Origin of the sequence: Streptomyces sp. SCSIO 30461, from assembly GCF_037023745.1 — a bacterium.
Classification (GTDB): domain Bacteria; phylum Actinomycetota; class Actinomycetes; order Streptomycetales; family Streptomycetaceae; genus Streptomyces.
Map to the genome: position 1 here is coordinate 5,325,121 of NZ_CP146101.1, position 18,427 is coordinate 5,343,547.

Sequence of the window (18,427 nt, forward strand, 5' to 3'; positions counted from 1 at the left end):
TCGGCAGCCATATGACGTCATACCGTCGTGCGACTATGCGGAATTACGCTTTCCGCAGGCCACGATCATTCCTTCGTAGCCGACCCGGAGCGGATCCCCTGGAATTCCGATGGAGGAAACCTGGACATCGCCTTCCGTGAAGGGCGCCAAACTGTCCCGCACATCATTCGCATCGACGCTGCACGCGGGGAAGAACTCGTCACCCACCGAGTAACCCTGCGAGCCCTCCATGAAGGCGGCGGCGTAGGGGGCACCGGGCGTCAGGCACTCGGCGAAGCGCTGCACGCCCTCCCGGAACTCCTCGATCGAGGTGGACATCGACTCGGCCACGAAGAACATCGTTCCGATGCCCCAGCGCCGCTCGGGCAGATGGAAGAGGTTGCCCTGCTTGACGTGGGCGGCAAGCCGCAGCGCCGGGCGCGGGTCATCAACGGCCGCGTAGGGCCTCCGCTCGGACAGTACGTCCCAGAACGCGTCCCAGTTGGCGTCGTAGCGGGGGATCTGGCGTTCCAGCCACTGGACGTTGGTCTCGGCTCGTTCGAACAGGGTCATCACGCCGCACCACGGGAGCAGGGTGAGGGCGGGGTACAGATTGGCACCCGAGCCGACGTCAATGCCCGAATCAGGACGCTCCGGGTTTCGCTGGAAGTGCTCACAGAAGTAATCGCGGACGATACGAATGATCTGCTCGTCATCGGGACGCAGCTCACGATAGTTATGATCAACATACGCGTCGGAGTCGAACGAGTTCCAGTTGGCCTCGTCGTTGAGCTCCGCTTTCCCGGACTCGCGGATCTCCGGACGGTCAGTCGGTTTCAGAACCATCTTCCAATGGTAATGGAAAAACACCGTCAGGTCCCGCACTGCACAAGACTTCCGAAGCACGGGGGGCGCGTCGGTGCGTGTGGCCTTCGACGGCCCGTTCCCACCTTGAAGGTCCTGCTGGGGCGGGCAATGCTTGATCCGACCAGCTCCGCCCGCGGTCCGGCGGGCACGGCACCGGGTCACCCGGCCCGCATCACTCGTAAGGGTGATGTGTAGCGCCTTTGGCCCCTTCGTGAGGGAGTGGCATGACTCCTCCGCCTGGAGATCGTTCTCTGTCACGCGCCGCCGCGGTGTCCTTCGCCGCCCGGAGCCGGCCACCGCAGGTGAGACCGGTCACCGAAGCGGACCTCGATCCGCTGGCGCTTCTCGACCAGGACGTCTTCGCCGAACACGCCTATCCCTTCTTCGTGTTGCGTCAGTTCTACGACGTCTACGGGGACCAGCTGCTGGTGGTCGACGACGGTGGGGAACTGCTCGGATACGTGCTGATGGGCACGAGGCTCGACAGGTCACGCAGTTGGATCCTGGGGCTGGCCATCGACCGCCGCTCGCGGGGCCGGGGGTTCGGCCGCTGGCTGATGGCAGAGGCGCTGAAACGATTACGCGCGCACGAGGTGGGCGAGGTCTGGCTGACCGTGGAGCCGGCCAACGCCGCCGCCATCGAGCTCTACGAGTCACTGGGCTTCGACAAGGTCGAACACCACCGGGACTACTTCGGCCCCGGAGACGACCGCCTGGTGATGGTGCTGCGGCTCTGACCACCGACGGACGCGTCGCTCACGCGGCGAGCGAGCCCGGGACGACCGCCCGGGGGCCGAACCTGGCCCGGACGCGGTCTGCTGCCGCCTCGATACGGCGGGCCTTCTCGTCCGCGGGGTCGAAGGTGAGCTGGTGCGCCGCCCGCTCGGCGGGGAGCAGCCCATCGGCGCGCAGGGCGATGCCGCGCACACGGGCGCGCTGCAGGCCGAGGGTGTCGAGCAGTCCGTACGCGGTGCCGGTGAGGGTCGCCGAGTGGGCGGTCGGCTCGGACAGCGCACGGGACCTGGTGGTCGTGGTGCGGTCGGCATAGCGCACGGTGAGACTCAGGGACCGGCAGACCTGACCTTCCCCGCGCATCCGGGCGCCGAGTTCCTCGCCCAGCGAGATCAGGGCGCGGCGGTGCCTGGACGGGTCCAGTTCATCGCGCGGGAAGGCGCGTTCGGCGCCGACGGAGCGGGCCACGGCATTGGGGACGACCGGGGTGCGGTCGATGCCATGGGCCTTCTCGTGCACCTCCCGCCCGGTACGTGCGCCGAGGATGCGCTGAAGTACGGCCAGGGGCGCGGCGGCGACCCGGTCGACGGTGTCGAGTCCGTATCCGCACAGGGCGCGGGCGGTCACCGGGCCGACCCCGTGCAGTGCGGCGACCGGGCGTCCGGCGAGGAACTCCGCCGTGCCGCCCACGGCCAGGGTCCTGCCGGGTCCGGCCTCGCGTGCCGCCATCCGGGCCAGCAAGGGGTTGGGGCCGGCACCGATGACGCAGTCCGCCCCGTACAGGGCAAGTGCCCGTACCCGTATCACCGCGGCCAGTCCGGTCGCGTCCCTGCCGAAGTAGCGCAGCGCGCCCCGCACATCGGCGAGTGCCCCGTCCGGCGGCAAGGCCTCGACGGTGGGGGTGAACGCGCCGAGGAGCGCGAGCAGCCCGGCATAGGAGGCCTCGTCCGGAGACCGGTCGCAGCCTGCCATGCGGAACCGCAGGCACAGGACCGATGGTTGGGCCGTCATCCCGCACTCCCCGGGCTCTGGTGCCACAACTTCCGTGTGGCTGCGGTGTTTTCGCCCGCAGGACGGAGGTCGGCCCAGGCGTTCATCTCGTATCCGGTGGACATACGGATACTGCGACCGGCGGACGGGGCGGCCGGAGCGCCGGTGGACGGACCGCTCTCGGCCAGCCGTCGCGCCACCGCGTCGAGTCCTCCTTCACGGCGCACCTCGATCAGGTCCGCGAGGTTCCAGGCCGCGGAGCCGACCACACTCAGGCTGCGCGGGCCGCGGCGCTGGACCACTCCGCGCACCAGCAGCAGCCAGGAATGGAACACGGTGTGAGCACAGGCTTCGTGGCTGTCGTCGAAGAAGGCGAGGTCGACCAGCCCCGTGCCGTCGTCCAGGGTGGTGAAGACGACCCGGCGGCCGGAGCGGATCGGCGGAGTCTGGGTGGCCGCCTTGGCCCCCGCGACCAGCACGGCGGCACCGTGCTCGGCGTCGCGCAGGCGCTTCGCCGAGGTCACGCCGAGCTCGGCGAGGAAGGCACGGTGGTCCGCCATCAGATGCCGGGACGCATCCATGCCGAGCACGTTCAGCTCGGCGCTGAGCCGCTCGGCCTCGTTGAGATCGGGCAGCCCGACGGACGCGGTACCCCGACCGCCACCCAGCGGAAGCTGACCGCCGCGACCGTGGGAGGCCGACCCCCGCCGGGTGCGGTGGAGTTCGGCGAGATGCAGCAGCAGGTCGCGGCGATTGGCGCCGAACGCGTCGAGCGCGCCCACCTGCGCGAGCCGTTCCGCCACGGGACGCCCGGGGTGTGCACGCTCCCAGAAGTCCCGCAGGGAGGCGTACGGCTGGCCCGCCTCGATCCGGGCGGCCTCCGCCCCGCTGATTCCATGCACATCGGCGAACGCCAGCCGCAGACCCCACACCCCGCCCTCGGCACCACCACCCACATCGGACACCAGTTCGATGCGATGAGCGACCGCAGACCGGTTCACATCCAACGGCAGCACCGGCACCCCGCGTCGCCGCGCGTCCGCCAGCAGCAGCCGCTTCGGATACATCCCGGGGTCATGGGTGAGCAAACCCGCGTAGAAGGCCGCCGGGTGGTGGGCCTTGAGCCACGCCGACTGATACGTGGGCACGGCGAAGGCCACCGCGTGCGCCTTGCAGAACCCGTAGGAACCGAACGCCTCGATGATCTCCCAGGCCCGTTCGATCACTTCGGCCGAGTACCCCCTGCGCTCCGCCCGCTGCCCGAACCACACCCTGATCCGCCCCTGCGACTCGGGGTCGGAGAGCCCCCTGCGCACCCGGTCGGCCTCGTCCGGCCCGCATCCCGTCAGGATGTCCACCATCTCGATGATCTGCTCGTGGAACACGACGACCCCGTAGGTCTCCCCGAGCGTTGCCGCCAGGTCCGGGTGCGGATGGCGGACCGGCGCGCGCCCGTGCCTGGCCTCGATGAACGGCCGCACCATGTCGGCGGCGACCGGCCCCGGCCGAAACAGCGAGATATCGACCACGAGGTCATGGAAGTTCTCGGGCTGCAGCCTGCCGATGAGGTCGCGCTGGCCCGGGGACTCGATCTGGAAGCAGCCCAGCGTCTCGGCGGAACGGATGAGCCGGTAGGTCGCCGGATCGTCCGGGACCACCTGTCCGGGGTCGTCCAGGTCGATCCGGTGCCCGGTCGCCCGCTCGACCTCGGCGACGGCATGAGCCATCGCCGACTGCATCCGCACCCCCAGCACATCGAGCTTGAGCAGCCCGAGGTCCTCGACGTCGTCCTTGTCGAACTGCGACATGGGAAAGGGGGTGCCTCCGGGCTCGTCCGGAAAGCCCGGCGGCCCTTGCGGGACCTGCGAGCCGTGCGGGACCAGGCCGCTGGTCGGCACCACGGGCGTACGACCGAGCAGCGAGGCGTCCGAGATCAGCACCCCGCACGGATGCATGGCCACTCCGCGCGGCAGCGCGTCCAGCGCTTCGACCAGTTCCCAGAGCCTGCCATGCCTGCCACCGTCCGGCCGGTATTCCCGGGCCGCCTCGCGCAGTTCGGGCAGCTCCGCCAGCGCGGCGCGGGCGTCACGGGCCCGGATGTGCGGGAACGCCTTGGCGAGCCGGTCTATCTCGACCGGCTCCATGCTCAGGGCGGCGCCCACATCACGGATCGCGTGCCGCACCCGGTAGGTCTCGGGCATGGCGACGGCGGCGACCCGCTCCGCGCCGAAGCGGTCGATGATCGCGCGGTAGACCTCCAGACGGCGCGCGGACTCGACGTCGATGTCGATGTCGGGCAGCACGAACCGGCGCCTGGACAGGAAGCGCTCCATCAGCAGGTGCTGCTCGACCGGATCGGCGTGGGCGATGCCGAGCAGATGGTTCACCAGGGAACCGGCCCCGGAGCCGCGCGCAGCCACCCTGATACCCATCTTCCTCACGTCATCGACCACTTGAGCAACCGTCAGGAAATAGGTGGCATTGCCGTGGGCAGCGATGACGTCCAGTTCGGAGTGCATGCGCTCCCAGTACGTACGGGCGCCGGGCATCCGGTCGTATCCGCGCATCACCATCCCCGCCGCAGCCCTGGAAGCGAGCACCCGCTGCGCCGTGCGCCGGTCGGCGCCGACGAGATGCGGCTCCGGGTAGTACGCGTACCCCATGCCCAGATCGTCCTCGGGGTCCACCAGGCACTCGCCTGCGGTCTCCTCCGTGGCGGTGAGCAGCCGGTGTGCCGCGTCGCGCCGCCATCCGGCGGCCTCGGCTATCCGCTCTGCCGCGCGGTGCATCCCGTCCGAACCCTTGAGCCAGCGCTCCCCGCTGTCCAGGCCCCTGGTCGGATCGACCGGGACGAGCCTGCGGGCCGCGTCCAGGACGTCCGCGATCGGCCCCTGCCCCGGGTCGGCGTACCGCACGGCGTTGCTCAGCACGGCACGGACCCCCTGCTCGGCCGCGAAGCCGACGGTACGGGCGGCGAGCCGCAGCGAGCCCGGGCCGGTACCCGCGATCCCGTGATGCACGGCTTCGAGCCGCAGGGCGTCCCCGTAGCGTTCCCGCCAGGGGGCGAGCAGCCGGGCGGCCCGGTCGGGGCGACCGGCTGCCAGCGCCGCGCCGACCTCGGAACCGGGACCGAGCAGGACGGTGACCCCGTCGGCGGACTCCCCCAGAGCGTCCCGTTCGAGGGCGGGCGGACCATCGGCGGCGGTGGCGTGGGCGGCGGTGACCAGTCGGCAGAGCTCCGCCCAGCCGTCGGCACCTGCGCGGGCGAGGAAGACGACCCGGGGGGTCGACTCATCGATGAAGGCACCACCGCGCACCGGGGTACGCCGGCGCGTGGGCCGGCCGCCCACCTCTCCGCGTTTCGCGCTCCCCTCGTCGCGTACGGCGAGCTCGGTGCCGAACAGCGGACGCACTCCCGCCTTGGCGCAGGCCTTGGCGAACCGGACGGCTCCCGCGAGGGTGTCGCGGTCGGTCAGGGCCAGCGCATCCATACCCCGCTCGGCCGCGCGCGCGGCCAGCTGCTCCGGGTGCGAGGCCCCGTACCGCATGGAGAACCCGGACGCTGTGTGCAGATGCGTGAAACCGGGCATCCGCACCTCCTGGCTCAATCCGCTCTCACCTCCCCCTCACCCCCACCATAGACCAAGTTTCGAACGTCCGTGCGAATCGATGGGGCGGGTGCGCCGACACGGACACACCGGGAGCGCCAAGAGGACCAGAAGATGCCATAGGGGGGAATGTCGACCCCGGAGCGTTGGGCCACTGCGCCGGCGTGGTACGAGTCGGGGCGTACCGGGAGGTGGTGACGGCAGATGCCGAGGCGATCCGCCGCACGGCACGGCAGCGGCCGGCACTTGCCGTCACACACAGCGCGCCGCCCCGTACGCCAGGCGCGCCCCGTCCCGGGCGGTGAACCCCCGGTCGCCCCCGCCCTGCGCACCGCCGCGGCATACTGCTGGCGGCTGCTGGCCATCGGCATCGTGGTCTATGCGGTCTTCTCGGTGCTCGGGCGCTTCCACGAACTCACCGTGGCCGTCTTCCTCGGACTGGTCGGCACGGCGGCGCTGCGGCCGGCGACCGACCTGCTGGCGCGGGTACTGCCCCGTCCGCTCGCCGTCGCGCTCACTCTGATCGGCAGCGTGATCGTCGTATTCGGCATCCTGGCGCTGGTCGGCGAGACGATCGCCGGGGAGTGGGGCTCCCTGCAGCACGAGCTCGGTGCCGGGATCGGGAGGATCCAGCACTGGCTGGAGCAGTCACCACTCGCACTGGACCCGGACGCGCTCACGGATGTCCAGGCGCGCATCAAAGGTTTTCTGTCCGAGCATCGCTCGGCACTCGCCGGCAGAGCCCTCAGCGGAGCCGGACAGCTGGTGGAGGTACTGACGACGCTGGCACTCGGGCTGTTCTGCGCGGTCTTCTTCCTGCACTCGGGCGACCGGCAGTGGGCCTGGTTCTGCGTCCAGCTGCCGCTGTCCGTCCGGGACAGGGTGGCGCTGGCAGGCCGCGCCGCATGGCGGACCTTCACCGGATACACCCACGGCATCGTGCTGGTGGCGGCGACCAACGCGGTACTCGTCGGGGTGGCGCTCCATCTCATCGGGGTGCCCCTCGCCGTGCCCTTGGCGCTGCTCGTGTTCTTCGCCGCCTTCATTCCGCTGATCGGCTCCCCCATCGCACTCACCGTGGCGGCATTGGTGGCCCTGGCGGCGAACGGCCCGATCACCGCGGCCGTCGTCGTCGGGCTGATCGTGGTCATCGGGCAGATCGAGGGGCATGTGCTGCACCCGATCGTGATGAGCTGGGCCGTCCGGCTGCACCCGCTGGTGGTGGCGCTCACCGTCGTCGGCGGGGCCATCGCCGCGGGGGTGATCGGCGCGATCGTGGCCGTCCCCCTGGTGTCGGTGCTCTGGGCGGTACGGCAGGCCCTGCACAGGACGAGCACACCGGAGCGTACGGACGCCCCGAGCCCGGGCCGCCCCTGAGGGCGACCCGGGCTCCACTCTCTTTCGAGGCCCCGTGCTGTGACCGTGTCCCCGGTCACAGCGGCGGCGAAGGGGTCAGCCGATCTCCGCGCCGAAGACCTGGAGTGCCTCGGTGACCGGCTGGAAGAAGGTCTCGCCGCCGGTGGAGCAGTCGCCGCTGCCGCCGGAGGTCAGGCCGATCGCGGAGTCGCCGGCGAAGAGGGCGCCGCCGCTGTCGCCGGGCTCGGCACAGACGTTGGTCTGGATCAGGCCGTTGACGACCTGGCCGTCGCCGTAGTTCACGGTGGCGTCGAGGCCGGTGACCTCTCCGTCGTGCACCTGGGTGGTGGAGCCGCTGCGGGTCACCTGCATACCGACGGTCGCGTCGGCCGCCTTGGTGATCTCCTGGGTGGTGCCGTCGTAGAGGTTCACCTCGCTCGGGTGCTCGGTGTCACCGCTGTACTTCACGAGGGCGAAGTCGTTCTCGGGGAACTGCGAGTCGACCATCGAGCCGATCGCCGGACCGCCTTCGGACTCGGACCACTCGCTGCCGGTCTCACCGCAGTGGCCGGCGGTGATGAAGTGCGGCTCGCCGTCCTTGACGACGTTGAAGCCCAGCGAGCAGCGCCCGCCACCGCTGTGGATGGCGTCACCGGCGGCGATGTACTTCTTGAACTCGCCAGCCGACTTCCTGAGTTCGACCTTCCCTCCGAGGCTCTTCACGACCGCCTGGAGCTTGGCCCACTCGTCGCCCTCGACCGTACGGTCGGCGGTGACGACCACCTTGTTGGTCACCGGGTCGGTGGCCCACGACGTACCGGCGATGGTGGCGCGGTCGGTCAGCGTCTTACGGGCCGACTTCAGCTCGGCCAGAGTGTTCTGGACGATTCTGGCCTTGCCGCCCGCCTTGCGCACGGCCTCGGCCGCCTCCTCGTCGACCACGTTCATCACCAGGGCCTTGGCCTCGGCGTCGTAGTACGCGCCGGCGGTGTCGCCGCCGAGGTCCTCGACCAGCGTCGAGGCAAGGTTTCCGGCCGCCGTCACCGACAGGGTCTTGAAGGTGGGCTTCGGGGCTTCCTCACTGGCGTTCGCAGTCTGGAAGGTGATTCCGGCGACGACCAGCGCCACGACGGCGCCACCCGCCATGGTCGCGCGCTTCCGGGATATGCGGCGGTGCTTCAACAGTCGACCTCCTGTGGGGACCGTGCACGGCCAAGTGGGGTGGACGTGCACGGAGGATGAGGCGCCCACTATTCCGAGACCGGCCGGTAACACACAAGGTCGACTCCAGGACGCACACACGACCGACCGAACGCGCCCCTGGTTCGTTCACAACCCCCGAACATCATCCGCCCGTTCCTTTCGCGAACACACGTGGCAATCGTGCGGTGAGCGTCCCGTAAGGACTGGACCTGTCCTGAAATCGGCATTGCTCACCCAACTGTTTCCGGTCGGCTGATGGGTATTCATCACCAGGGAGGGGAATGCCAGGACAGTATGGCTGCACACAGCACATACGGCCCGATACACGGACCGACGGGCCCATAGCGAAGGAGGCGGGGGTTGCGACGTCGCGTGCGCGCCTCGGACGGGCGGCGGCACCTGATGGTGGAGCGACTCGGGGATCCACGGGGCAGGCCCGTCTTCCTGCTGCACGGCACACCGGGCAGCAGGCTGGGTCCGGCTCCCCGGGGCATGGTGCTGTATCAGCGCGGAATGCAGCTCATCGCGTACGACCGTCCTGGATATGGCGGTTCGGACCGTTTGCCGGGCCGCAGTGTGGCCGATGTCGCTGAGGACGTCCGGGCGATCGCCGACACTCTGGGACTCGACCGCTTCGCCGTGGTGGGCCGCTCCGGTGGGGCACCGCACGCGCTGGCCTGCGCCGCGCTGATGCCCGACCGGGTCACCAGAGCGGCCGCGCTCGTCACCTTGGCCCCTCGGGACGCGGAGGGTCTCGACTGGTTCGAGGGCATGGCCGCGTCCAACGTCCTGGAGTACTCGACGGCCTCCACGGACCCGGACCGGCTCACGGAGCGCTTCATCATGCGCTCCGACGAGATCCGCAGGGATCCGGTGAAGCTCCTCGACGATCTGCGCCGGGAGCTGACCGACTCCGACCGCATGGTGGTCGCCGACGCCGGCGTCCGGACCATGCTGCTGCGCAACTACCAGGAGGCACTGCGCACTTCGGCGTACGGCTGGATCGACGACGCCCTCGCCTTCTGTAGCCCGTGGGGCTTCGATCCTGCCGAGATCAAGCCACCCGTGCTGCTCTGGCACGGAGAGAAGGACGTATTCTCACCGGTCGGCCACTCACGCTGGCTCGCTCAGCGCATCCCGGGCGCGACGGCCGTACTGGAACCGACCGCCGCCCATTTCGACGCGCTGCACGCCCTGCCCGGGATCCTCACCTGGCTGCTGGAACCGGATCGCTGAGCGTCTCCGGCAGCGCCCCGTGGCAGGGCTCCCCGCCACGGGCGTTCCGTCACACCGCCAGTGGCTCCAGATCCCGGTGGATCCGCCGCTCCTCCCTGGCGATCCGCGTCATGTTGTGGTCGTCGCCGAGCAGCCTTCCCAGCTCCTCGACGGTCTCCGCGCGCAGCACCGCCGCCTCGTCCTTGCGGCCCAGCGCGCCGAGTGTCACCGCCATGTTGGAGGCGACGGCGAGCGTCTCCGGGTGATGTACGCCCAGGACTTCGCGGAGCATGCCGAGCGTACGCCGTTCGGTGACCAGGGCTTCGTCGAACTCGCCCTGGTCGGCACGGGCGTTGGCAAGATTGATGGTGCAGAACAAGGTGTGCGGATGGGCAGGGCCGAGGATCCCGCTCATCTCGCGGACGGTGGGCCGGAGCAGCTCCTCGGCACGATCCGGATTGCCGCACCCCCAGTGGTAGATACCGAGGTTGTTGATCGCGGCGAGGCTGTAGGGGTGCTCCGCTCCCGGCGCCTCGACGTACTGGTCGACCACCTCCTGCGCCAGATCCCTGGCCGCGACCGGCTCCCCGGCGGCGAACAGGTCGGCCGCCAGATTCAGGTCACAGGCCAGTGAGTCCGGGTGGGCGTACGTGTACTTGGCGCGGTAGCGGTTCCGGGTGGCCGTGGTGAGCCGCCTCGCGTCCTCCACCCGTCCGGCCCTGCGCAGCGAGACGGCGAGGCTCTTGGCCGCGGCCAGGGTGCCGGGGAAGGCCCGGCCGAGGGTCTGCTTGTACACCTCGTAGGTACGCGCCAGAAGCGTCACCGAGTCCTCGTAGTGCCCGACCTCCCGCAGATCGCGGGCCAGAGAGGTGGCCGACGACAGGGTGTAGGGGTGCTCGGGGCCGAGCACCTCGGTGCGCCGGTCGAACACGTCTTGGTCGAGCTCGCGGGCTCGGGCGTACTTGCCGACCATCCGCAAATTCAGGGCCAGGTTGTTGGCAGCGGCCAGGGTACGCGGATGGGACTCGTGGAAGATCTGGCTGAAGCCGTCGTGCGCCTCGGTGGCCAGCTCCATCGCCCTGCCGTACTCGCCGAGCGCGCCCAGGTCCATCGCCAGCCCGGACGTGGTCATGTAGGTGTGCGGATGGGACTGGCCGAGCACGGCCTGCTGCCGCTCCAGGGTCACCTCGTCCAGCTCCTTGGCATCCGTGTAGCGCCCTTGGGAGCGGAAGATGTTGGAGAGGTGGAAGCGGAGGTACAGGTACTGGAGGTCGTCGTTGCCGAGCATCTCGCGCCAGGAGTCCCGCAGGTCCTCGGCGAGCTCTCCCGCGGTCTGCCAGTCGCCTCGCTTCCACAGGTAGCGCACCCGGTCGATGAGCAACCGCCGGGTCTCCGGCTCCTTGCAGTAGCGCGCCTCGGAGTGGGCGAGGTGCGGCCAGATGGTGGCGAACCGGGGCCAGGTCTCGGGGTTGTCGATCGGCTCGTCGTCATCGGGTCGGGCACCGGCGAGGATCCGGTGGACGGCATGGCGCGCGTCCATCTGCTCCTGCTCGCTGAGCTGGGACCGGATCACGGCCTGCACCAGCCGGTGGACCTGGATGGAGTTGGAGACCTGGTCGACCTTGGCCAGGGCGAAGCGGCCGATCTCCCTGATGACCCGCCCCAGGACCAGCTTCTCCTGCAAGGAGGCGTCGTAGGGCTTGAGCGCCTCGATCATCTCCTTGCTGTAGAGGAGGTTCGCCGAGATCGGCTCGGGCGCGAAGAAGGCGCAGAGCTGGAGCAGACGTACGGCGGCGGGAGAGCGCTCCTTGAGCCGCTCGATGGAGACGTTCCACGTCGCCGCGACCGGCTCCGGATAGCCCGCGGGCTGGTTGAGCGCGAGGACGCTGGAGGCCTGCTGGCTGAGTCGTTCCAGATACGCGGTGACGGGGGTCGCGGTCTCCGCGATCCAGGCCGCGGCCTGCTCGACGGCGAGCGGGAGGTCGCCCACCGCACCGGCGACCTGGTCGGCGTCCTGTGCGGTGAGTCCGGGGGCACGACGGCGCAGGTGCTCGATGGACTCCTCGCGCAGGAAAACGTCCACGGGGAGCGCGTCACCGTACTGGGACCAGGTCTGGTTCCTGGAGGTGACCAGGATGTGTCCGCCGGTCGGGAAGAAGCGCTTGAGCTGCTCGGGATCGTCCGCGTTGTCGAAGACCAGCAGCCAGCGCGCCGACGGCACACCCCGCCGCAGCAGGTCGACCGCCTCCTGGGAGGCCGCGGCCATGTCCTCGCCCCCCTGGGCGCCGAGCCGGACGGCGAGTTCGGCGAGCCCGGCGATGACATCGTCGGGCTGTTCAGACGAGATCCACCACACCAGGTCGTAGTCCGCCATGAAGCGGTGTACGTACTCCAGCGCCACCTGCGTCTTGCCGACGCCACCGAGTCCGTACAGCGTCTGCGGCTGCGGCAGGACCACGGCCATCCCGCCGCCGAGTTGGTCGCGCATCCGCTCCAGGACGACGGATCGGCCGGTGAACCCGGGGTTGCGCGGAGGCGCGTTCCAGATCTTGGGCACGGTGCCGGGGAAGCGCGGCCCTGGCGAGACCCCATCGACGAGCTGCACCGGGCGGTCGAGGGCGCGCAGCAGAGCCGTGGTGGCGCGCACCTCGTCGAGCCGGAAGAGGTCAACGGGATTGCGGTCGATGTACGGCGTGGTCAGACGTACGTCGCCGACACGCACCGGCAGCAGATGGCGCCGTCCGCCACCGGGGTCCTCGGACGCGGCGCGTTCCCAAACCGCCATGGCCCGCGCGGACTTGAGGTAGGCGCTGGAGAGCAACACCACGGTGCGCGCGGCGGTCTCGGCGAGCTGGGCGGCGCTGTCCTCCGGAGAGGGTTCGGCGGAGACGTCGCGCGGGACCACGCGGAAGCCGGCCCGGGCGAGGACGGACTCGATCCAGTCGGCCCACATCCGGTTCTCGGCGACGTAGCTGAGGAAGAGGTCGGCGGGCAGCGCGGGCCGGCGGCGGGTGAAGGCGTCCCTGATCCGCAGCCTGACGTCCTCGCCGACCGCGGGCATGCCGGTGACCCGACCCTCGGTGATCACGGACGTGAGCCGTTCGAAGGCGGAGAGCAGGGAGTTGGTGAGTCCCGTCTCGTCGCCGAAGGTGGCCAGGGTCTCCTCGTAGGCGTAGTAGGGCCGGTACGGGATCTCCACCGCGCCCCAGTAGGAGGTGAGCTCGTCCCCGGAGAGTCCGGTGGGGAAGCGGTCGAACTTGAGCCGGGCGAGGACCCGTCCGGCGTCCGCCTTTTCCTTCTCGCCCTCGTCGATGCGCATGGGCACGGGCAGGATCCGGATTCCGCGCCCGCCGTAGCGCTCGTCGATCTGGCGGGCGACGGCCGCCGCGCCGTCGATGGACTGGTCGCTGAGGGTGAAACAGTCGACCAGGACGTCCGGGAGGTGGACGGTGCAGATGTCGGCGATGTCGCTGAGCCCGGTGCGGCTGTCGATCAGGACGTAGTCGTAGTTGGCCTTCATGTCGTCGCGCAGGGCGTCGAAGAAGTGCCCGCCGCCGAGGCGGTCGTAGAAGTTGTCCCAGTCGAAGGTGGAGACGGTCGCCGAGTACTCGCGGTTCTGCTTTCCGGCGGAGACGAAGTCGAGTGTGCCGCCGTCGGGGAACTCCCAGCCGAGGTTCTCCGGAGTGAGGGAGACCGCGTGCGGCTGGATGCGCGCATAGTCGCGGTGCCAGTCGTCCGGGCGCTGGACGGGACTGGTCGCAGCCCAGGCGTACTCGGTGATCAGGTCGATGACACCGGTGGTGGCGCCGAGTGTGGACGGGTCGAGGAAGGGGTGGAAGAACCGGTGCAGTCCGGGTGCCTCCAGGTCCCAGTCCAAGGCGAGGACCCTTTTGCCGTTGGCGGCGAGTATCCAGGCCGTGTTGGCCATCGCCATCGTCCTGCCGGTGCCTCCCTTGTAGGAATAGAAGGTGACGATGCGTCCGTCACGACTGGCTGTCATCCGGGTCCTCCGCATCGGGCGCACGGTCGAGCATGTCGGGTATGAACTGCGTGGTGGCGTACTCGGCTGCCATCGGGCCGCGCAGCCTGGGGCGTTCGGTGTGGCTGCCGCCGGCGGGTGGATAGACCTGCGCGTGTCTGAGGTACTGCTGGGCGGCCGCTTCCACCACCTGGGGCAGGATCTGGCCGAAGGCCTCCATGCTGGGCAGTCCTCGGGCTGCGGCTCGGCAGGCGGCTCTGCCCTGGCTGAGTTTGGTGGGCAGGGTGGCTTCCAGCCTGTCGGTCAGCTCGGCGTCGACGGCCCGGCTCTGTTGGTCGTCGCGGTTCCACAGGACGACCACGCTCACCCAGGGGCGGTGCTCGGCGTCGAACGCGGCGAGGCGTGCGCACCGTTCCTCGTCCTCCAGTGCCCAGCGGTCGATGAGCAGCAGCTCGGGCTGGGTCGGCGGCTGCTTGGAGTCGAGCGGTGCCGCGTCATGGTCGAACGACGCAATCGTGGCCTGGTAGTTGAGCGAGCGGACCAGGTCCTGCGCTATGTACGCGATGGGTCTGACGCACTCGGGATGGTACGGATTCCAGTCCTGCGGCATGTCGCCGTAGTAGGCGGGGTCACGGCCGTCGGGCGCATCGTGCCGGGTGGGGGCGGCGACCGTCACCTTGATGGGGCGGGGTCCTGTGGTGCGCGGTTCGGACGGACGCGGTATGCCGAAGGCACTCGGGGCCTGGCGGTAGTCCAGCGGACGGCTGGGGCCGACTCCCACGGTATCCGCCACGCTCACGATGCGTTTGGCGAGTTCGTAGACCGCGCGCTCGTACTCCTCGGCGAATATCCGGAGTTTGATGAGCCCGTAGAGTCCGTCGGTGACATAGCGGTCGCCGAACGCGCGGTGATTGAACTGCAACCGCTCGGCGGGACCGGGAAGTTGTTCGGGCGGTACCGGAACCCACAGCGCGGGCACGATGGCCTCGGCCGGCCGGTTGCTCTTGGCCTGGTGGTAGATGGCCCGCTGGGCGAAGGCATACCACTCCTTGCCGCACATCTCACTGGCGAAGTAGCGGGGCGAGAAGAGCGGTACGAAAACCCGGCAGGTGGCGAGCACCTCGCCGAGCCGCTCCGACCACCCCTCGCCCGAGCGTATCTCCCGGTCCATGAAGCCGGCGGGTGCGCCGGCCGGCAGATCGGTCATGGCCATCACATGGCCGCACAGATCGCGGAAGAGGCGCTCGACCCACATATCGGGATCAGGGCCCCCGGGTCCGAACCGCGGTGTATGCGCGTAGCTCAAAAAGAAGTACGGCCGATGGTCCGCCGCTCGCTGCTGCGATGACGCGTGCACACGACCCCCGTCCTGGTCCTGTGTGAGCACTCGCGCTCCCGGGTTCGTCGGAGTGCGAGCGAATCAATCATTCCGGAGCTGACGGCGCTCCATCCCCTCACCGTCAGTCAATCAGCGCCTCTTTTCGGTCATCCACAACACCGCGTGGTCCACAGCTTCCTTGATCGAAAACAACCGTGCGCTCGTTCCTCCTACTTGTCCGTTCTGCACCCGCCGACCGTCATCGAACGCATCTCCGATGTATTCGAAATCGCTGTCGTCCAGCACGGTGTCCTTGTATTCGGTCCATTCCGGGCGGCCGTCCGGACCGCGCACCACACAGCGATAGCTCCGCAGCGGCGCACCGATGCGGTACTCCGCGAGGTGGAAGGCCGTGCACACGGAGAACCCCACGTTGATCATCAACACCCGCGCACGGGCCCGGTAGAGGGCGGCCAGTGGGGAATCCTCACCGAAATGGGATTCCAGCGGATGCGCCGAGAGCAGTTCCGCGGCGCGGTCGCCCAGTGCCGCGAACGAGACCTGGGGGTGGGCGCTGCGGACGGCCCCGGGTGTGGTGCGCACGCACTCGGCCAATCGGCCCACGCCCGCGGAGGGTGTGGTGGCGAGGTCGAACGCGGGCATCTCTGCCCGGAAGGACGCCGCCTGAGTGGGTGTCATGCCCGCTACCCGGCGCAGATACGCGGTGGAGGTGTCGGAGTTCTCAGCCGTGAAGGCGGGCACGACCACGGTGCCGCCCGGGCCCACCGCCGTGAGCAATGCGTCGCGTACGGCCCCGGCGTCAAGGCCGGTGCCGCCAAGGGCGGCGTGGACGAGGATCGTGCCCCCTGGCTCGATCCCCAACCGCGCGAGGTCGTTCGCAAGCCCGACACGTTCATACACGGCACAGGTCACGGTTCACCTCTTCCCCAAGCTCTTCTCCCAGCCGCGTCAGCAGGCGTTTCCCGCTGACGGTCAGTTCGGCGGCGCGTTCCAGGGTGGTGAGCGCCCGCAGCGCCTGCTCCGCGGCCTCCGGATCGACCCCCGCGAGACCGGCCCGTTCGTACGCGCCCGCCAGCAGCTCCGATACGGGCACCGGTGCCTCCGCCCACGGCGCCTGATGGCTCCACCAGCCGTCCTGCGCGTACAGGTCGGTCACCTCGCGCAAGGCCTGGAATCGCGCTCTGCGATGGCCGCGCAGCAGCGCGAGTGCCAGCTCCGGGACGTCCGCGTGGAGCGGCAGGCCGAGGGCGCCGAGACCATGCCGGCCCACTGCCGGCTCCCGACCGGAGAGCGGGGTGAGCGTGGTCAGACACGCCGCCGCGGCGTCCGCCTGCCGCGGGGCCCGCTCACGGAGCAGGCTCCAGGCAGCCGCGAGCCGCCCGGTCCAGTCGGCGGCCGCCTCGGAGCCGAGCCTGGGCGCGGCGGGTACGCCATAGCAGTCTCGGTGCGGATCGAGGTCGTCGATCGCGAGGTCCGGGACCGCTTCGGCACGCTGTCGCAGCCGGCGCACCGGCCGCCAGCCGGCGGCGGGTTCGGCCAGGCGCGTGATCCGGCGCTCGTTGCCGGCGCCCCTCACCAAAAAGCCCTCCCCCATGGGCCGCACCTGCACCATGCCATGCTCCTCGGCCCCGGTCAGACGCAACTCACCGAGCGTCGGCAGATACAGGACGCCGCGCTCGTACGGCACCGGGACGGTCAGTTCGGGGCCACCCCGTACGGCGGCTGCAGCGACCGCCGCGGACAGCCTGGCGGCAGGGGCGGTGCCGGCGGCTGCCCCGAGGGGCTCCTGTTCGAGAACGTCCAGTGCCTCGTGCAGCCAGCTCACGGTGTACGGGTGGGCCAGCACCTCGTCGAAGCCGAGTCCGTCGGAGTGCTCGACGGCTTCCATGAGTTCCCAGGCACGGGCCCAGTCCTCACTGCCCCGTCCGGCCAGCGCGTCGTGGAGTCCCGCGAGCAGCAGCCAGGCCAGCTCGTGCTGCTCGGTGCGCAGCGCCGCGGCGTCGGTCACCGCGGGAGGCACGGACCCGGCCGCGGTGCGCTGCTCGACCCCCCGGATGAGCGCCTCCAGATCGGTGCAGTACACCGATGTGTTGTCGAAGTCCCGGCCGCCGCGGTACCGGTGGGTGTAGAGACCGCCGCCGCAGGAGCGGACGACGGGGCACTGACGGCAGGTCTCGCCGACACCGGCCAGTCCCAGCTGGCGGGCGCGGATACCAGGATGGGCGGCGACCTCGTCCAGGGAGTGGTCGAAGACGGTGAATCCGGTGGCCGCCGCCCCCTCGTAGGCGCTCTTGAGCGAGTCGACCTGTTCCAGGGTGCCGTCGGTCTCCACCACGACGAGGTCGGTGGGCGCAAGGCCGAGTGACTCGGTGAGGCTGGAGCCTCCGGAGAGCGTGGAGAGCACCGATTCGAAGAGCCGGACGGGCACGGGCCTGCGCCTGCGGTCCCAACGGTCGAAGACCGTGAGGATCCAGTCGGCGTAGACGGTCGGCGAGCCGCCGGGCCGCAGGGGTGGTTCGTCCCAGGTGGCGTGCGGCAGCAGGAAGTCGATGCGCGGTGGATCGAGCTCCATGAGCGCGTCGTACACCGCCACCGGGTCGTTGCGCACATCGACGGTGCAGAGCAGACCGAGGTCGAGATGGCGGTAGCGGTCCTGGTGGAGCAACTCCACCGCCCTGAGCACCAGGGGGTGGCTGCTGCGGCCGTCCGCGAAACGGCGATGCCGGTCGTTGGCTGCCCTGTCACCGTCGAGCGAGATGCCGACCCTGACGCCGAACTCGTCGAAGAGGTCGAGGTAGCGTGGGCTCAGCTGGAGACCATTGGTGTGGATTCTCAGATCGAGCGCGGCGACGCCGTCGAGGGCGGAGATCAGCTCCTCGCAGATCCGTCGTAACCGGGCGGGACCCGCCAGCAGTGGCTCCCCTCCGTGCAGGATCACTGTCACGGAGGGTAGTGCATGGGTCTTGGCATGCTCGGCCAGTCGCCGAGCCGTCCAAATAATCGCGTCGTCAGAGATTGTCCTAGGGCGTGTGCGCCAGCTCTGATCTGCGTGTTCGTAGATATAGCAGTGGTCACATGCGAGATCGCACCTGCTGTGCACCTTGAGGACGATCTCACGGAATGGGACCAACGGTCCTGTCATTCCACCAGTCTAGGGTC

Annotated in this window: 11 protein-coding genes; 3 read left to right on the plus strand and 8 right to left on the minus strand. The window is 69.8% G+C overall.

Annotated features, from left to right (window positions below; genetic code table 11):
- Nucleotides 1-33: 33 nt before the first annotated feature.
- Nucleotides 34-864 carry an SCO2525 family SAM-dependent methyltransferase gene (locus V1460_RS23835; RefSeq protein WP_338675652.1) on the minus strand — a complete coding sequence of 277 codons (831 nt, stop codon included), beginning with the start codon at nucleotides 862-864 and terminating at the stop codon, nucleotides 34-36.
- Nucleotides 865-1,070: 206 nt separating this feature from the next.
- Here V1460_RS23835 and V1460_RS23840 point away from each other — a divergent pair, with 206 nt between their 5' ends.
- Nucleotides 1,071-1,583: a GNAT family N-acetyltransferase gene (locus V1460_RS23840; protein ID WP_338675653.1), complete on the plus strand. Its 513-nt coding sequence runs from the start codon at nucleotides 1,071-1,073 to the stop codon at nucleotides 1,581-1,583.
- A gap of 19 nt (nucleotides 1,584-1,602) precedes the next feature.
- Here the strand turns inward: V1460_RS23840 and V1460_RS23845 are convergent, their stop codons facing one another.
- Together V1460_RS23845 and V1460_RS23850 are read right to left on the minus strand one after the other, a co-directional pair.
- Nucleotides 1,603-2,589: a hypothetical protein gene (locus V1460_RS23845; protein WP_338675654.1), complete on the minus strand. Its 987-nt coding sequence runs from the start codon at nucleotides 2,587-2,589 to the stop codon at nucleotides 1,603-1,605.
- Complete coding sequence (locus V1460_RS23850) at nucleotides 2,586-6,158, minus strand: DNA polymerase III subunit alpha (protein ID WP_338675655.1); 3,573 nt, start codon at nucleotides 6,156-6,158, stop codon at nucleotides 2,586-2,588. Before V1460_RS23850 ends, V1460_RS23845 begins: the two co-directional genes overlap by 4 nt.
- 222 nt (nucleotides 6,159-6,380) lie before the next feature.
- On the opposite strand from V1460_RS23850, the gene V1460_RS23855 reads away from it, so the two are divergent.
- Nucleotides 6,381-7,553, plus strand: a complete 1,173-nt coding sequence (locus tag V1460_RS23855; RefSeq protein ID WP_407077513.1) for an AI-2E family transporter — start codon at nucleotides 6,381-6,383, stop codon at nucleotides 7,551-7,553.
- Between the two features lie 75 nt (nucleotides 7,554-7,628).
- Here the strand turns inward: V1460_RS23855 and V1460_RS23860 are convergent, their stop codons facing one another.
- A complete protein-coding gene (locus V1460_RS23860; RefSeq protein WP_338675657.1) occupies nucleotides 7,629-8,714 on the minus strand; it encodes a S1 family peptidase in 1,086 nt (361 codons plus the stop codon).
- Between the two features lie 381 nt (nucleotides 8,715-9,095).
- Here V1460_RS23860 and V1460_RS23865 point away from each other — a divergent pair, with 381 nt between their 5' ends.
- The gene (locus tag V1460_RS23865) at nucleotides 9,096-9,971 is read left to right on the plus strand and encodes an alpha/beta fold hydrolase (protein ID WP_338675658.1); all 876 of its coding nucleotides are present in this window, start codon (nucleotides 9,096-9,098) and stop codon (nucleotides 9,969-9,971) included.
- A gap of 49 nt (nucleotides 9,972-10,020) precedes the next feature.
- Here the strand turns inward: V1460_RS23865 and fxsT are convergent, their stop codons facing one another.
- From fxsT to fxsBH, 4 genes are all read right to left on the minus strand, one after another.
- Complete coding sequence (fxsT, locus tag V1460_RS23870; protein ID WP_338675659.1) at nucleotides 10,021-13,950, minus strand: FxSxx-COOH system tetratricopeptide repeat protein; 3,930 nt, start codon at nucleotides 13,948-13,950, stop codon at nucleotides 10,021-10,023.
- Entirely contained in the window at nucleotides 13,934-15,286 is a 1,353-nt protein-coding gene (locus tag V1460_RS23875) for a TIR-like protein FxsC (protein ID WP_407077514.1), read from the minus strand. The genes fxsT and V1460_RS23875 overlap by 17 nt, the downstream gene beginning before the upstream one ends.
- Nucleotides 15,287-15,397: 111 nt before the next feature.
- Complete coding sequence (locus V1460_RS23880; protein WP_338675661.1) at nucleotides 15,398-16,180, minus strand: AAC(3) family N-acetyltransferase; 783 nt, start codon at nucleotides 16,178-16,180, stop codon at nucleotides 15,398-15,400.
- On the minus strand, nucleotides 16,161-18,410 hold the full coding sequence (fxsBH, locus tag V1460_RS23885; RefSeq protein ID WP_338675662.1) for a radical SAM/SPASM protein FxsBH, inactivated beta-hydroxylase extension form: 2,250 nt from the start codon (nucleotides 18,408-18,410) through the stop codon (nucleotides 16,161-16,163). Before fxsBH ends, V1460_RS23880 begins: the two co-directional genes overlap by 20 nt.
- Nucleotides 18,411-18,427: the final 17 nt, after the last annotated feature.

Coding starts and splice junctions, on each gene's coding strand:
- V1460_RS23845 (WP_338675654.1), bottom strand. CDS start 2,589: ATGACGGCCCAACCATCGGTCCTGTGCCTGCGGTTCCGCATGGCAGGC.
- fxsBH (WP_338675662.1), bottom strand. CDS start 18,410: ATGACAGGACCGTTGGTCCCATTCCGTGAGATCGTCCTCAAGGTGCAC.
- V1460_RS23850 (WP_338675655.1), bottom strand. CDS start 6,158: ATGCCCGGTTTCACGCATCTGCACACAGCGTCCGGGTTCTCCATGCGG.
- fxsT (WP_338675659.1), bottom strand. CDS start 13,950: ATGACAGCCAGTCGTGACGGACGCATCGTCACCTTCTATTCCTACAAG.
- V1460_RS23855 (WP_407077513.1), top strand. CDS start 6,381: ATGCCGAGGCGATCCGCCGCACGGCACGGCAGCGGCCGGCACTTGCCG.
- V1460_RS23840 (WP_338675653.1), top strand. CDS start 1,071: ATGACTCCTCCGCCTGGAGATCGTTCTCTGTCACGCGCCGCCGCGGTG.